The organism is Bartonella sp. TT29SHDZB, from assembly GCF_042193395.1.
GTDB lineage: Bacteria > Pseudomonadota > Alphaproteobacteria > Rhizobiales > Rhizobiaceae > Bartonella.
Genome location: NZ_JBHILQ010000004.1, coordinates 41,333 through 57,147, shown reverse-complemented (window position 1 = coordinate 57,147; position 15,815 = coordinate 41,333). Strand labels below are relative to the sequence as shown.

16 protein-coding genes and 2 pseudogenes are annotated in these 15,815 nt (G+C 37.2%); 5 read left to right on the top strand and 13 right to left on the bottom strand.

From position 1 onward, the window contains the following. Positions 1 to 154: 154 nt before the first annotated feature. The 3 genes and pseudogenes from rpmE to ACFIJJ_RS03425 all read left to right on the top strand — a co-directional run bounded on the left by rpmE (position 155) and on the right by ACFIJJ_RS03425 (position 3,398). Positions 155 to 376, top strand: coding sequence for a 50S ribosomal protein L31 (gene rpmE, locus ACFIJJ_RS03435; protein WP_005774581.1), 222 nt, complete (start codon positions 155 to 157; stop codon positions 374 to 376). 691 nt (positions 377 to 1,067) lie between these two features. Then, positions 1,068 to 1,265: pseudogene (locus ACFIJJ_RS03430) on the top strand (ABC transporter); the annotation flags it as partial. 852 nt (positions 1,266 to 2,117) lie between these two features. Then, on the top strand, positions 2,118 to 3,398 hold the full coding sequence (locus ACFIJJ_RS03425) for a hypothetical protein (RefSeq protein WP_375645914.1): 1,281 nt from the start codon (positions 2,118 to 2,120) through the stop codon (positions 3,396 to 3,398). Positions 3,399 to 3,865: 467 nt separating this feature from the next. Here ACFIJJ_RS03425 and ACFIJJ_RS03420 read toward each other — a convergent pair. The 13 genes and pseudogenes from ACFIJJ_RS03420 to ACFIJJ_RS03360 all read right to left on the bottom strand — a co-directional run. Next, positions 3,866 to 4,583, bottom strand: a pseudogene (locus ACFIJJ_RS03420) (inositol monophosphatase family protein); the annotation flags it as partial. A 6-nt stretch (positions 4,584 to 4,589) separates the two neighbouring features. Next, a complete protein-coding gene (locus ACFIJJ_RS03415) occupies positions 4,590 to 5,381 on the bottom strand; it encodes an inositol monophosphatase family protein (protein ID WP_375645913.1) in 792 nt (263 codons plus the stop codon). An 11-nt stretch (positions 5,382 to 5,392) separates the two neighbouring features. Then, positions 5,393 to 5,968 (bottom strand): elongation factor P, encoded by a 576-nt coding sequence (gene efp / locus ACFIJJ_RS03410; protein ID WP_015856958.1) that lies wholly within the window; start codon positions 5,966 to 5,968, stop codon positions 5,393 to 5,395. A 441-nt stretch (positions 5,969 to 6,409) separates the two neighbouring features. Beyond that, a complete protein-coding gene (locus ACFIJJ_RS03405; protein ID WP_375645961.1) occupies positions 6,410 to 6,805 on the bottom strand; it encodes a helix-turn-helix domain-containing protein in 396 nt (131 codons plus the stop codon). A gap of 4 nt (positions 6,806 to 6,809) precedes the next feature. Next, positions 6,810 to 6,947 (bottom strand): hypothetical protein, encoded by a 138-nt coding sequence (locus tag ACFIJJ_RS03400; RefSeq protein ID WP_375645911.1) that lies wholly within the window; start codon positions 6,945 to 6,947, stop codon positions 6,810 to 6,812. Positions 6,948 to 7,144: 197 nt separating this feature from the next. Then, positions 7,145 to 7,543, bottom strand: a complete 399-nt coding sequence (locus ACFIJJ_RS03395) for a hypothetical protein (RefSeq protein ID WP_375645910.1) — start codon at positions 7,541 to 7,543, stop codon at positions 7,145 to 7,147. A gap of 118 nt (positions 7,544 to 7,661) precedes the next feature. Then, positions 7,662 to 7,787 (bottom strand): hypothetical protein, encoded by a 126-nt coding sequence (locus tag ACFIJJ_RS03390; RefSeq protein ID WP_375622591.1) that lies wholly within the window; start codon positions 7,785 to 7,787, stop codon positions 7,662 to 7,664. A 386-nt stretch (positions 7,788 to 8,173) separates the two neighbouring features. After that, positions 8,174 to 8,542 carry a helix-turn-helix domain-containing protein gene (locus tag ACFIJJ_RS03385; RefSeq protein ID WP_375645909.1) on the bottom strand — a complete coding sequence of 123 codons (369 nt, stop codon included), beginning with the start codon at positions 8,540 to 8,542 and terminating at the stop codon, positions 8,174 to 8,176. Positions 8,543 to 8,707: 165 nt separating this feature from the next. Further along, positions 8,708 to 9,751, bottom strand: a complete 1,044-nt coding sequence (locus tag ACFIJJ_RS03380; protein ID WP_375611748.1) for a tetratricopeptide repeat protein — start codon at positions 9,749 to 9,751, stop codon at positions 8,708 to 8,710. A 364-nt stretch (positions 9,752 to 10,115) separates the two neighbouring features. Next, positions 10,116 to 10,481 (bottom strand): helix-turn-helix domain-containing protein, encoded by a 366-nt coding sequence (locus ACFIJJ_RS03375; RefSeq protein ID WP_375645907.1) that lies wholly within the window; start codon positions 10,479 to 10,481, stop codon positions 10,116 to 10,118. A gap of 371 nt (positions 10,482 to 10,852) precedes the next feature. Next, positions 10,853 to 11,254, bottom strand: coding sequence for a helix-turn-helix domain-containing protein (locus ACFIJJ_RS03370; protein ID WP_375645906.1), 402 nt, complete (start codon positions 11,252 to 11,254; stop codon positions 10,853 to 10,855). A 530-nt stretch (positions 11,255 to 11,784) separates the two neighbouring features. Continuing rightward, a complete protein-coding gene (locus ACFIJJ_RS03365) occupies positions 11,785 to 12,522 on the bottom strand; it encodes a TIR domain-containing protein (RefSeq protein WP_375645905.1) in 738 nt (245 codons plus the stop codon). Between the two features lie 310 nt (positions 12,523 to 12,832). Beyond that, positions 12,833 to 13,495: a thiamine phosphate synthase gene (locus ACFIJJ_RS03360; RefSeq protein WP_375645903.1), complete on the bottom strand. Its 663-nt coding sequence runs from the start codon at positions 13,493 to 13,495 to the stop codon at positions 12,833 to 12,835. 365 nt (positions 13,496 to 13,860) lie between these two features. On the opposite strand from ACFIJJ_RS03360, the gene ACFIJJ_RS03355 reads away from it, so the two are divergent. Further along, on the top strand, positions 13,861 to 15,003 hold the full coding sequence (locus tag ACFIJJ_RS03355) for an OpgC family protein (RefSeq protein WP_375622600.1): 1,143 nt from the start codon (positions 13,861 to 13,863) through the stop codon (positions 15,001 to 15,003). A 180-nt stretch (positions 15,004 to 15,183) separates the two neighbouring features. Continuing rightward, complete coding sequence (locus tag ACFIJJ_RS03350) at positions 15,184 to 15,702, top strand: DUF1465 family protein (protein ID WP_375645902.1); 519 nt, start codon at positions 15,184 to 15,186, stop codon at positions 15,700 to 15,702. Positions 15,703 to 15,815 lie beyond the last annotated feature (113 nt).

Here is a 15,815-nt window from a genome sequence, read left to right as displayed (position 1 = left end):
CTTGATACAATGATGTATCTTGAACACTTGTTTTTTGATGCGTGCTCAGTTATAGGAATAAATACTTTAATCAATGTATCAAAAAGACAAAGGAAGTGCACTTAAAAAAACAAGCAAGTGCTATTTCATTCTATAAACGCAAAAGGTTTGACGCATGAAAGCGAATATTCACCCCAACTATCACAAAATTACCGTTGTTATGACGGATGGAACCCAATATACGACGCGCTCTACTTGGGGAAAAGAAGGCGATACTCTTAATCTAGATATTGATCCAAGAACGCATCCGGCATGGACAGGTGGCTCCCAAACACTCGTAGATCGTGGTGGTCGTCTTTCTAAATTCAAAAATCGTTTTGGTAATATTGGCATGTAAAAGCCTCCTCTTTATGGGGTACAAGGGTTTTAAACAAAACGATTGCAAACGATGAGTTTTTGATCCTATCAAAGAGTGCACTTTAAATATTAATTCAAAAACGCATCCGACATAAACAGATGGGTCTATAAATCATTGTGGTTGCGTTTTTTAAATTCAAAAATCATTTTGAAATATACGCATAAATCCTTTCTTCCCTAGAGTATAAAGACTTGAAATAAAATAATTGCAAACTTTTCTTCTTTTTTGGAACTGAACATATCCATGGAGAGGAAGTATTTTCCGCTTCTAAAGCTGCCAATGTATTTGAATTTATTCAAGCTTTACCAAACGTCTTTGATACGCAAGTAGAAGAACGTGGTACTATGCTTTCTGAGGGGCAAAAACAACGTATTGATATTGCATGGGCGATTTTAAGAAATGCAGCCCTCTTGTTGCAAGCCGGCACCGTCATTATATTTGCCAACTCGTGGATGTTGCTACAGCCTTTGGCACTTGAGACGATTTACTATAGGCATTTTAAGTTCTTTCTTAATAGTTTTTTTATTCACGCGGGCGCTCCCTGCTTGTAAAGTGCAAAAGACATGGTTTTTGTTGATTCAACATGGAACAGGTTTGAAATGAGAGAATCTTACGGTATTCGGGATTCTCATTCAACATACAAAACAATGAATTATTATTATAAATCAAAATTTTGCTGCTTGATGAAGCAACATTTTCTTTAGATGCAAACAGTGAAAAGTTGGTGCAAAATGCCTTAGAAGGATTGATGCAAAATCGTACAACCTTGGTCATTGCCCATCGTTTGGCAACAATTTTAAAAGCTGATCGTATTCTCGTGATAGATAAAGGCGCTTTTGTGGAAGAAGGAACACACAACTCATTATAAAAAAATAATGTTTATGCGCATTTGGCTAAACTGCAATTCTCATCTGAGTAAGTGATCTTGATACAAGAGCAGTATCTTTAAGGGCATAAACAGCACTCTTTTCAGACAGGCTTATCAATTTGAAACTCTCATGGAAAAAAGAAAGGCAAGCATTGAGATGTTTTTCTTTTTTAATAGGCTGTTCTTTTTTTTGCCTGAGATGAAGTATTTTTATAAAGACACTTCTGTGTATAGAATGTAAAACGATGCCACGTTAATCTCTATGGACTATTAAGATGAGCGAGGAGTTCTCTTCATAACAGCACTGTCACGTTGATTTATAATGATAACTCATTGTTTTTCATGAAAGATCTTACATGGAATTTCTCGTTTCAAATTTGGTTATGTTGCATTAGTCAAAACCATGTCTCTTGCATGCTGCAAGCAGAGAGAGCTCGCGTGAAGTAAAAATACTTAAAGAAAGAATAAGTCCTCTTCATGAAGCGTCCCAAGTTTTAGGGGCGGTAGTAATATTGAGGGGATTAGGAAAGTGTATGATGATGTCGCTTTACTAAAAAAGAGCCGATAAATGAGTAGAAAGACGCTTTTTATTACTTTGAAAATCAATATTTCATGGATCATGCATTTTGAGGGCTTATAAGGCTTTTCTTTAAAGTACATAAATCATTAGAGCAGTACAATTAAATACAAATTGTTTTATTTTACCAGAAAAAATATCTATATTTTGTGTATTGTTTTTATTAAAATATAATATGTAGTGATTTTCAAATCATATGTACACATAATGATACAATAACGAGGGATCGATAAAAGAGCTGCGTTAAATATTGGTGGGAATAAAAGAGAGCAAGAATGAGTGATCAGGATACTTTCAGAGTTATAGTAGGAATAGTTATAATAGGGAGCATAATCTATAGTCTTTGGTTAGCAAATTATCAGAAAAAGCAATTAAGTGAACAACTTGAGCAATATGAGAAATTATGGCAGCTAAAAGATCGAGAGTGCGCGATATACCAAGATATTATTGCACAATGGGAACAAAGGCTTGTTAAAAAAACTCAAAAAATATCGCCAAAATGGATTAAACAATGGGATGAAGAAGCAAAGCATTGGGAAAGAGATTTACTGGAGATAAAAAATCCTGAACATTGGCTATCTTCTGAATCGAGCGGACAATGGCCTTTGATGGTAAAAGATATTTGTATGCAAGGATATGGAGAAGCGTGGTTTTTGTATGAAAAGGCGCTGACAAAAGAACTGACTGATGAACATATCAAAAAAATAAATGAATTAATGATGCGTCCAATTTTTAAAGAAACTTATCCTAAAGTTGTGCGATTCATGAGACAGAATGGTGTCACATTACGAAAGTTTGTGGACCCTTTGACGAAAAAAAAGCGCTATAAGCCTACAATGCTGTTGTTTCATTGGTGGTTATATATGATTGATGATATGATTACGGCTGAATATGAACAGCAACTACAAGACAAGGCTTCAGGATACTATGAAGAGTTAAAGTCTTTGGAAATTTATTATGAAGATATACCTAAATATACAGAATATGAAACGCTAGAAGAGATACTGTCTTGTTGGTATCTTAGTCTGCCTAGAGATGCTGAATTACTATGCATTTGTAAAAGAGAGCTTCTAGCATTATTGTATGATATTTCCAGTGCTTATAAAGCGGCAAGAAAAACTTTTATTTACTATAAGCAGCTTATTGATACGGTAAAAGAAGGATATATGGCCTTTGATAAGGATTGTCGTTACTCCACGGTTAGAAATGACATTGATGTTTGTAGAGAGAAAGATAAAGAAAAGAAAAAGGGGTTGCGTATTGCTAAAGAGACTCCAACATATGAAAAAGCCTATAAATTAGGAGTCATAGAATGGATGAAGTGGTCAAGTAAGAAATGTGATAATCAATGGATCTTTTGGAAAATGCTTGTCAAAATAGGAAATTCAAAAGAAAAATTAAAAATCATTTTTGGTGATGAAAAGGTAAATGCACTGGAAGAGGCTATCAAAAAAGATCAAGAACAGTTCGTGAGCGAATTTCAAGAAGCAATTCTCGAGAACAAAAATGTGCATTTTTATAAATCCCATGCCTATTTGATACATACTTTAGAATAATGCTGAAAAGAAGGAGAAGCTGATAACAATTGTATGAATCGGTGAATTTACTGAAACCTCTGTTATCACACGCGGTGGTGAAACATATTGATAAGCAGTGAGAGTAATGTACAGCAGCTCTTACCAAAAAGGAGAGAGTGGGCTCTTCTAGAGTCAAGTTTTTGCGCGCAGTGTAAGAGTGATCTCTCAAGAGAAGTAGGAGAGGTTTTTGCCTCAGGTGCGATAATTGTTTCTTGTGGCGTTTGGTTGTGATGTTTTTTTGTTTATTGCCTTTTGCAGATTGTTGGGAGGGGGATTTGGATAACAGAAACGTCAATAAGGTAAGCTATTGGGGATTGCTTTTGTGGTGGGTATAGCGGGTATATTTTTTATTCGTGATGATGTTTTTGTCACTATCTAATCAGTTATTTCCTATCGTTATTTGAAAGAAAATTTAAAACTTTCTCTTCACGTGTTTTTTTAAAGTTCTAAGGGTTTTGTAAAAAAACTGTAAGAATTAAATGCTTTTTTGAAGTTTTTTTATAGTTTGATGCGAATGTGTTTATTGCAAGCAATGATGTGTTTTTGCGAAATATATCGCTGCTGCCTTCTTTATCAGTGACAAAAACACCGGCTTCGCGAAGCATCAGTATGCTGGTAGTTTTATCAAAAATGTGCAGGTTATCTTCCCAAAAACCATCGGTTTTTTCTGCGGCGACATAAGCTAAATTCAAGAGCAGCAGCACCAAAACGGCGAAGTTTGGCAACTTCCATCATTATATTGCGTAATTCAATAAGATAGGTTCCATGATTTGGACGACCAAAATGAGGCATTTCCCGTGGCAATGACACAATCTTCTAGTCTACGCCGTGCAGAAACGCGACAGCGTCGGTCATTGAAAAAAGCACCACACCCGCGTTCTGCGGTGAAGAGTTCATCACTCACGGGATTGTAAATGACACCACCAACGATTTTTTCCTTGGCTTTCTAAGGCAATGGAAACAGCAAAAAAGGGAATGCCATGGAGAAAATTTGTGGTGCCATCTCAAAGGGTCAACAATAAAACGGTGTTGTGAATCTTCGCCAATGATTTCTTCTGACTCTTCCATCAGAAAACCAAATTTGGGGTGCGCTTTGCTTAATTCATTTAAAATAATTTTTTCCGCTTTGCGATCTGCTTGGCTGAGGTAATCTGCTGGATTTTTTTAGGCTTAAATGCCTTTTTTGAGGGTTTTTTCTAATTTTAGGCGAATGTGTTCATTGCCGGCGATAATATTTTTTTTGCGGAATATATTGTTGCCGCCTTCTTTATCAGTGACAAAACCACCGGCTTCACGAACCATCAGTATTCCAGCAGCCATATCCCAAATTTGTAGATTGTCTTCCCAAAAGCCATCGGTTCGGCCAGAAGCAACATAAGCTAAATCAAGAGAAGCAGCACCAAAACGGCGCAGTCCAGCAACTTCCATCATCACATTACGCAATTCAATAAGATAAGTTCCATGATTTGGGCGACCAAAATGAGGCATGCCTGTGGCAATGACACAATCTTCTAGTCTGCGCCGTGCAGAAACGCGACAGCGTCGGTCATTGAAAAAAGCACCACACCCACGTTCTGCGGTGAAGAGTTCATCACTCACGGGATTGTAAATGACACCAGCAACGATTTTTCCTTGGCTTTCTAAGGCAATGGAAACAGCAAAAAAAGGAATGCCATGGAGAAAATTTGTAGTACCATCTAAAGGATCAACAATAAAACGGTGTTGTGAATCTTCTCCAATGATTTCTTCAGACTCTTCCATCAGAAAACCAAATTTGGGGCGCGCTTTGCTTAATTCATTGAAAATAATTTTTTCCGCTTTGCGATCTGCTTGGCTGACATAATCTGCTGGCCCTTTTAAAGACACTTGCAAATTTTGCACTTCACCGTAATCACGCACCAACGAGCGTCCTGCTTTCATTGCAGCTTGCACCATGACATTCATGACTGCAGAATGGGCCATTTTTTATTCCTTTATTTATCTTTTTCATTTGCACGACGCAAATAAATTAACTCATTGGTGTCTACAATGATACGTTCACCAGCATTCATAAAGGGGGGAACAAGAATACGAATCCCGTTTTCAAGAATGGCGGGTTTATAAGAGGAGGTAACCGTTTGTCCTTTGATGGCAGGGTCGGCTTCTGCAATCGTGACAGCAACTTGATCAGGAAGTGAGATGCCAATAGGCTTTTCTTGATAAAGTTCAACTGTAACTGTCATCCCATCTTGGAGAAAAGCAGCACGTTCACCAACAAAATCCTTTTGAAGTTCTAGTTGTTCATAAGATTCTGAATCCATAAAGACCAAAGCATCCCCTTGTTGATAAAGAAATGTGAAATCCTTTTGTTCAAGGCGCACGCGTTCAACGGTCTCAGCAGCGCGAAATCGCTCATTAAGTTTTGTACCATCAATCAAATTTTTCATTTCAACTTGGTTAAATGCACCACCTTTTCCTGGTTTTACAGCGTTGCATTTAACAGCAACCCATAAGCTTCCTTGATGTTCGATCACATTACCAGGGCGAATTTCATTGCCATTAATTTTCATCGTTTCTATCCAATTCTATTCTTGCAAAAAGAACTCTCTTGTTGTCTTTATGGCGCTTTTCTTTGCTGCCTTTAACGGTCAAGCTCTTTTGTTATTTTCGGGCTAAAATCCCTTTGATTAACCTTGCGGCTCTCTCATGGTCCTGTGTGCTCTTTATGGGCTTTCTCCTGCTTTTTGCAAAGAGAAAAGCTTAAGTAAAAAAGGACCTTTATGTATTTTTGCTTTTCAGCTCTTTGCAAGACCATAAAAAGCGCTCAGACGCAAGCTTTTTAAAAATTTGCACAAAAATTTTTTAGAATTTTTGGGGAAATTTATCCCGTTGTGTCGTAAAATATCATCATTGATGGCAATGATATAATTGATGGTAATGATATAAGTTCCCTAAACCCATGAGGTGTTTTTAATTAAGAATATGTGATGAATATGTGAATACGGAGTTTATTATAGTGTCTCATGTGATAGAGCGTGGTGTGTTGTCACAGGGTGTTCGTTTGTATTCTTATCAGCGATCAGCTGTAAAATGGCTCTTTGTTTTATCGAGGTTAGAACTCTAAATCTTTTGAGCAGCAGGTATTTTTCTGTACTTGATGCGATTTCATCATGAGAGTACGGGGGCAGTTGTTTTGTTAAGATATCAGCATAGAAAAAGGAAAGTAGAACATTTGAGATATCGGCCATTTCTTTTAAACGCCCTACGCTGAAACAATTTAAGCCGTTTTCATATTTCTGGATTTGTTGGAAAGTAACACCTAAATGTTGACCTAATGTTTTTTGAGACATCTTCAACATTTTTCGTCTCAAACGAATTTTTTTGCCAATGAATTTGCCACTGAAAATGTCGTTATAAGGATTTTACCAAGACCCTAGAAAATGCTACACGGGATATAGAAAACTGTTCAGCTGCTTCAATCACAGATAGTCCAAGTTTTGCATTTACATCTTCGCGTAACAATTCACTAGGGTGTGGGGCATTTTTCATTATTTTTAGTATTCTTCTTTTCTTAAATCTCAAAGCTATAATTTACACTATTTTGTATTGTCACAATCTATAATAAAATTTATCCACTCTGGCTAAAAATGAGGTTTTTTATTGAGGTGCAAATCTCTTTGCCTTTCGCAAGAGCTTTTAAGTCTTTACGTGTAAAATATAGAGAATGTTTACATTAAATAGCGGGTTCATTTGGGCTGAGTACTTATATGAGCACGTGGTTCTCCGTTCACATTATACTGAAGAAGAGACACTATAACTCTACTATTTAATTGTATTCTATAACTCAAATTCACACCCATGTTTTGCTGCTTTTGAGGTTGATCTGTATAGATCACATTATATCCATTCCGTCGCAACAGATTGATAAATAAAGGAGTAAAGCTGTCTGCTGTATTATTTTTCTTTATAAGAAGTGTGGTTGTAGCTGGTGGTAGAGATCTCTTGATATCGCTAATAAATTTGTTAGCGACTAATTGTGCCTGACGCTTTGTAAGACTTTGATCAACATAATTTGATGAATAACTGCCTACAGATGCGCAACCTGCCACCAACACAACCGGTGACAGCAATAAATATTTTAACATCTTTAATTCCCCTTACTTATTGTTGCTCTTTATTTGCGAAGCTCCTCTTCCAGAAATAAGAGCAACTTTACTTATAGCCATTAACAACATATCGGTATCTAATCAATAGGTTAATTAATCAATGAATAATGGTTTCAGCTGTAAAGGCTGCTTGAAGTGCTTCTGGTGGCGTATATTTTAATAAACTGCTGCTTTTAGTGATATGATAAAAAAGCAATTTTTTGCGTTTGCATGTTAAGAGCATGTCCTCTATCACTATTATAAAATGATGTGTTAAGTGTTATTCCAGATTGATCAAAAAAATTTTCAAGCATTGCTTTTTGAGGGCTGTCTTTTTTTAAATACGTATGAATGCTTATTCTGTTTGCTGTAAAATACTGTCGTTTGAGGTGTGGTGCTATAAGACATAAAACTTTGCACATGTGATGTTTTTATGAGAGTGTGTGGTGAATATTTGAGGGGGAGCTTGTCCGGATAATTTTGTGAAATGAACCACATAAAATGGGAAGCTAAAAGAGTTCTGTTCTGAGAAGACGGATTGTTTCCCAACCGGATAGGGAAGGGGCTTCTGTCCTTTGAGGGGTGGGAGGCAAGTCAAGAATAGAGAGTGTAGCGCCCTATATTATGATGTTAAAAGCTTTCATTTTGATCAGAGATGAGCTGTAAAATGGCTCTTTGTTTTATCGAGGTTAGAACTCTAAATCTTTTGAGCAGCAGGTATTCTTCTGTACTTGATGCGATTTCATCATGAGGGTATGGGGGCTGTTGTTTTGCTGAGGTGTCCGCATAGAAAAAGACAAGTGGAACATTTAAGATATCGGCAATTTCTTTTAAACGCCCTGCGCTGACACGATTTAAGCCGTTTTCATATTTCTGGATTTGTTGGAAAGTAACACCTAAATGTTGACCTAATGTTTTTTGAGACATTTTTAGCATTTTTCGTCTCAAACGAATTTTTTTGCCAATGAAAATGTCATTATCAAGATTTTTGGCTCGCATTTTAAAGCTCCCGCCGGTTGCGAGCGCCCTCGCGTTGGTATTCCGGGAGTCTAAAAACACTGAACTCAAATCAGCATTTTGCTTTTAGTGCTTAAAGCACCTGGACAGAGCAAAATCTCCCGGAATTTCTATAAATTTTATCTTTTTGATGCAGAGAGGAGTATTTTAAAAAACAGGAAGGAGCTTTATTGCTTCTTTGTGCGCTTTTTCTAGTTGTGCCTTATCCATGCCTTGGAGCATTATTTCAAGATCAGGAGCTTGCATTTTTGCCTCCTTTGCGAGCATATACCATGCCGCTGCCATTATTATATCGCCTTTTGTTCCTGTGCCATCTCGATAAAGCCTTGCAAGGGAAATCTGTGCTGGTGCTACCATGTTGATCGCATTTCTTTGAAGTAAATGAAAAGCACGCTGAAAATCTGTTTCTCCTCCACGCCCCTGTACAAGCCATTGTGCTAAATGAAGTTGAGCTTTTAAGTGGTTGTTTTGAGCCGCTACCTCCATGAGCTTGCGGGCATTGCGATCATCTTTTGGTCGCTTTAACGTGCCTAAGGAAAGAATTTTTGCAGCAGAAAAAGCCGCTTCAGCATCGCCAAGAGCAGCACCTTTTAAGTACCATTTTAAGGCTTGCTCGATTGCTTCATTTTCACGACTTTGGGAAGAAACACCAGGGAGAGCTTGTTTTTCCTGTGAGGCTTTATAAAGAAGCAGTTGTCCATAATAAAAATAGGCTTCCTTGACGCCTGCTTTGACAGCTTTTTGAATGAATTGCGCACCAAGTTCTTGATTTTGTTTTATAAAGTTACCATCAAACAACATAAGTCCATAGCGTAGTTGTGCTTGGGGTTCTCCCTGTTTTGCAGCGCGTTCAAACCATAAAGCAGCACGCGCACCGTCAATAGGAACAGCACATCCTTCCATATAAATTCGGGCAAGAAGAGTTTGTGCAAAAGGATCATTTTTTTCAGCACGTCGGAGTGCTTCACGAAAAGCTTTTAAATAATAACCTTGGATGTAATAGTCATAGGCTTGGTCATAGTCTCCAGCTTTTAAGGGCTGAAAGGGTTCTTGAGTGTTTGAAGCTTCTTGAATCGTATTGAAAGAGCTTTCAGAATTTGAGATTTCTTCAGTGTTTCCCGCTGAACTTACAGCAGAACTTGCAAGCCCAATCACGCCTAAGATAAGCAGCTTCACGCTTCTCTTGATCATGGTGTTTTCTCCTCATTACCGATCAGAATTTTCACATTTTTTTTTCATCATTACAAGCCGTATAAGAATTTCATTTCTATATTACTTTTTATCTCTCAGTTTTTCGTCTTGGTTCAAGGTAGGGTTGGGTAAGTTAAAAAAGTAGCATAAATGTCGACGAGAGACAGACTGTTTAAAACAGTTCTGTTAAAAATAATACAGTCCTGTTAAAAATAATAATGATGAGAGGTTATCGTATGTAAAGATGCTTATCTTCTATTATATCAATGGCTTATTCCCCTAAAATGAAAAAATGCTTACAATGGAGGTTGCTTTTTAAAATACGTATGAATGCTTATGAATAGCGCACGCTATCCGTGTGAGGTTAGCTTGCATTCTCATCAGAGATCAGCTGTAAAAAGGCTTTCTTTTTTACCGTTGTTAGAACTCTAAATCTTTTGAGCAGCAGGTATTCCTCTGTGTTTGATGCGATTTCATCATGGTGGTATGGGGACTGCTGTTTTGTAATGATATCCGCGTAAAAAAAGGCAATGGGAACATTCAAGATATCAGAAATTTCCATTAAACGCCCTGCGCTGACACGATTTAAGCCTTTTTCATATTTCTGGATTTGTTGGAAACTTACGCCTAAAGCGTGCCCTAAAGTTGTTTGAGACATTTTTAGCATTTTTCGTCTCAAACGAATTTTTTTGCCAATAAAAAGATCAATATTAAGATTTTGAGATTGCATTTTTCCCCGCCGGTTGCGAGCGCCCTCGCATGAGTATTCCGGGAGCTTGAAAGTACTGAAATCTAATCAGCTTTTTTTGCTTTTAGTGCTTAAAGCACCTGGACATAGCAAAAACTCCCGGAATTCCGGGATACCCACAAAGTGGGGTAAATTCATGTTTAGATTTTCGGGCTTTCAAGACCCTCTTGGTCGTTGCGTATGCGACCAAAACATCTTTTAATTCATAAAGTAATTTTAGGAAATTTACAATAAAAATTAAAATAGTGTCTCTTAACGTGTCGTTTCTTAAAATGGAGGGGTGGCATGTTTTGCATTCAAGCAATAAAGTGTTCACAAAGGGGACTTTGAATAGCACACACTATCGCGTTATGTTAGTTTGCATTCTCATCAGAGATCAGCTGTAAAAAGGCTTTCTTTTTTACCGTTGTTAGAACTCTAAATCTTTTGAGAAGCAGGTATTCCTCTGTGCTTGATGCGATTTCATCATGGTGGTATGGGGACTGCTGTTTTGTTAAGATATCCGCGTAAAAAAAGGCAATGGGAACATTCAAGATATCGGAAATTTTCTTTAATCGCCCTGCGCTGACACGATTTAAGCCGTTTTCATATTTTTGAATTTGTTGGAAGCTTACGCCTAAAGCGTGCCCTAAAGTTGTTTGAGACATTTTTAGCATTTTTCGTCTCAAACGAATTTTTTTGCCAATGAAAATATCATTATCAAGATCTTTGGTTTGCATTTTAAAGCCCCCCGCCGGTTGCGAGCGCCCTCGCATGAGTATTCCGGGAGTCTGAAAACACTGAATCCGAGTCAGCATTTTGCTTTTAGTGCTGAGAAGCACCTGGACATAGCAAAATCTCCCGGAATTCCGGGATACCCACAGGAGTGGGTTTATTTTTACGCTCGGATCTAGGGTTTTCAGTTCCCTTTTGGTCGTTGCGTATGCGACCAAAACATCTTTTAATTCATAAAGTAATTTCAGGAAATTTACAATAAAAATAGTTTTTTACTTACAAAATTTGTTTTTTAATGAGAGGCTATCTGCCTCTTAAATCTCTCTGGAATGATTGTCAAAATCATGACATCAGCCCCGCGTTTATTAAAGAGACTAAAATGATCTTCTACGGTAGTGAATTTACACGCGGTATCTTCATTAAAATTTGCACAATCGCTTGCTGTTTGAGGAAGGGTGGGGGATGATCGTTTCTCTGTGCTATAGGATGTGTGTGTGTCTGTGGAATGTGGTGGAGTGCCTTGTGGTTTTGGGCGTGCGCTTTAAAAAATAAACATAAGCATTATTCAAATTTACTTTAATGCATGAATTGTATCTGTATTAAAAGAGAAATCAGCTTTTTGTAAGCGCTTAATAAGTTTGGGAAATGTTTCGTTTACGTGTTCTTTAAAAGAAAGGTAGTAAACTCCACCAACATCTGAAAGCATTTCAATGCCTTCTTTTTGTAGAATAGCAATTCTCTCAAGAGGAAGTGCGGCAGCTAACATGCCCATTTCGAAAATAACGTTTTGTCGTGCACGGGGTTGAATTTTTTCTGCACCTTGAGATATAGCATAACCCATGTCATCATGCGTGAGGAGTACAATACCAAAACTTATAGAACTGTCACAAATTTCTTTTTTCAAAGTTTGAATGATGGGTAAACCATTGCCACTCGTATTTTGTAAGATGTATGGTTCGAGACCAAGCTTGAGAAGAACATTTTCAAGCTCCGTTAAGGCATAACAATCATGACCATGAACGATAAAAATTTTTTTATTTGAAGGATTGGAGGCAGTTTTTGAGGAAGGAATCGTTGATGTTTCTTCTATATGCTTTGCTAAATCTTCTATTAACTTTTGTTTTATGTTTTCTTTGCCTTGAACGTTGATTGTTCCTGTGCTTTTAAACCAATTAATAGTGCCTCCTTCGTAGGTTTTGATCTGATATCCTTCAGGGGATGGATGTGATAGAGGTTTAGTTTCTTTGATTTGATATCCAGCTTTACAAATTATGTTTGTAAGATCTTCAAGTGTTCCGCTATATTGCATTTTTATGTCCCCTGCATATTTGTATCATCAGCTATTGGTATTCAGCACCAATATTGAAAATGACCATTTTCCCCAATCATAATGCTTTGTCTTTATAAGACATTGAACGAGAAAGTTTTTATGATTGTTTTTTCTATATATTATATGAAAAAAAGACGCTAGATTTTTCATCAATTTGATTGAATTATTAAGCAATTTTATTGAGTTTTGAGGTATCCTCTTTATCTGTTATTGTGTGTTCTATATAAGTAATATAGTGGTGAGTGTTTGGATTTTTATTAACGCTTTATTTATAAATTCTCCTCCTATATTACAAGGGGGTTTTCTTACATTTTTCTTGTATTGTTTTAAGCAGTATTAAGGGGTTGTCGTTCCCAAAAATCACTTCTTCTACAGCAATGAATTCACATCCAGTCTTTAAGACTTCATCAAAGGTTGAAAAATCGCTTCCTGCTTGCACAACAGCAGGGATTTCCATAATTTCTGCCCACCATGTTGCTAACTGGAGATTGCGGGGGTGCGCTTGGGGTTTTTTATCAGCCCCGAGTTTTCCAAAGAACAGGTAATCCACACCTGTTTCCGCTGCAAGCATAGCACTATGGCGATTGCGTAGATTGCCAAAGCCTATGATTTTTTGTTCCTTTTGCTGATTTTTGAAGCTTTCAAGAGCGTTAAGATCATCTTCTATGTGTAATCCATCAGCCTTTATGCGCCCAGCAATGCGGCTGTCACCCGCGATGAGAAGAGCGGCATCATTATTTTGAATATCTTCTGCGTAAATTTGCGCTTGTTGTTGCAAAAAAGAGCTATCATCTTTCAACTTTTCAGAATCATAGAGGATGACGCATGCAAAAGACTTTGTTTGCAAAATTTGCTGCAAAAATGTGTGTGGGGTGTTGCGCCGAACATCAAGTGTTAAAATCAACTGAGGGAAAAGAGGTGGATCAATTGGTTTATTTTTTTGTTGTGTCATGTCAAATCCCTGTTTCTTAGAAAAAATAACGCTTAAAAATTAAAGTTTCATTCTATTATGCTTATTTGCGATGAAACTGACCACCATTTTCACCTAATTTAAAGGATTTGTGGGTGTGTGGAAGCCTGTTTATGAGAAATGAGAGTGTTTTTAAGCATAATATGTCGCCTTTTTGTTGTGATACACGTATGGACGCTTTTCGTTCTTTTGCCTTTAAAAAACTTTTGCTTTTAAAAAAATAAACGCTTAAAATGAAACTTGACTCTTAAAAATTAAAATTTCATCCTGTTCATGCTTGTTGGCAATAAGGGTAAGCACCATTTTTATGGGACTTCAAGGGGTTTGTGACGTGTGGGAGTCCACTGATGAAATACCAAGGTATTCTTGAGCATAATACTCAACCTTCTCATCGTGATACACGCATTGATGTTTTTCGTTCTTTGGCCTTATTGACGATTTTCATCAACCATATTCCCAGAACGATCTATGAGTCTTTTACTCATAGAAATTTCGGTTTTTCTGATTGTGCAGAAGTGTTTGTTTTGCTTTCAGGGATTGCTCTTGGGTTAAGCTTTCATGGACGATTACAGCAAAAATCCTTTGCTTTTATTATCCGAAAACTTTGGTACAGAGCTCTGCAGCTCTATGGTGCATATCTTTTTACTACTTTTGTCACGTTAAGTCTTTTTTTTGCTGCCTTTTTATTATGGCGAACAGAAAAACTTTTATCGATGAACAATGTGGGACTCTTTTTTAAAGAGCCTGGTATCGCATTTTTGAGTACCTTAAGCTTTGGGCATCAATTGGGATATAATAATATTCTTCCTCTTTATATCGTTTTGATGTTTTTTGCGCCTTTTATCCTTTATTTGAGTTGTAAGCAGACAAAATGGCTGCTTTTGGGCTCCTTTACATTGTATCTTATCTGCGGATTTTACAAAATTGCTCCTCCTTCTTATCCTTTAAAGGGAAAGTGGTTTTTAAATCCTTTGTCTTGGCAATTCTTATTTGTCATAGGATTGACCAGTACTTTAGCGCTTAAACAAGGAAAAAAAATCGCTTTTCAGTCTTTTTGGATTGTTTGTGCGGCAGCGTATCTCTTGTTGGCGCTGTTATGGGTTCGCTTAAATTGGTGGGGCATTTTGGGGTGGCTTGGCTGGTCTTCCCCATTGTTGAACTTTAATAAAACCTTTTTAAGCTTGCCACGTTTACTCCATGTTCTTGCATTAGCCTTTCTCATTCTTTCTTTGCCGCGCATCAATAAATGGTTTTATGTCTCTCAGAAACATCCTTTAGCAATTTTAGGAAAACATAGTTTACTGGTCTTTGTAACGGGAACCATTTTTGCGATGTTTGGACAAATTATAAAAACAGTGATGACAGAAACGGTTTTTTCCGATACCCTCTTAATAATAACGGGTATTGCTTTGCAATTTGGAGTCGCTTATTATTGTGAAAAACGGCAATCTTGGCAGTGGTCATTTTCAAGGAAAATGATCCGTTTATAAAAAACATTCCTATAGTGTTTGTTGGGCACGTTAACCTTAGTATAAAAAGTGCGTTGCGCAAAAAAATTAAAAGAGGTAGCAGTTTTAAAAAAAAGCGTTCTACACAGCAACAAAAGAAACTTTTTAATACTCTGTTCGTTGAAGAGTGTGATTTTGTGCTGATACTTGGAGTATAAAAGCGTGAGTGTACATAAACGTCCATATGATGAACCTATTATCATGATTGAGCATAATGCTTTTGAAAATGCTTTCAATCGTCTCTATGAAGAAACAATGGCGCTGATTGAAAAAACCGCAGCGTATATTGACTCAGAAGGGAAATTAGTGGCACGTTCCCTTTCGACAGAGGTTTCTGCAATCTATGCAAAAGAGGCTATGTATTTAAGTACACGACTTATGCAAATTGCCTCTCAACTCCTTCTTCTTCGAGCAGAGCGCGAAGGGGAAATGTCGTCAGAACAAATAAAAAAAGAAATTGTAAAAGTGTCACTTCATACACCGACATTGGAACTTGAAACCCCTCATTGGCATGAATTGCCAGAAATTTTTCGCCAATTTGTTTCTCATTCATTGCGTTTAGAAGCACGCATAACCTATATGCGTGCTGGGTGGGAAACTGCGGCCTCCTGTGATTTAGAAGATGATAATCCAGTGGGAAAACAAATCGAATTGCTCAAAACAGCCTTTGGGCGTTCTTAGAGGTACTCCCTTGCTTTGTGCGAAGGGGAAATGTCATCAGAACAAATAAAAAAAGAAATTGTAAAAGTGTCACTTCATACACCGACATTGGAACTTGAAACCCCTCATTGGCA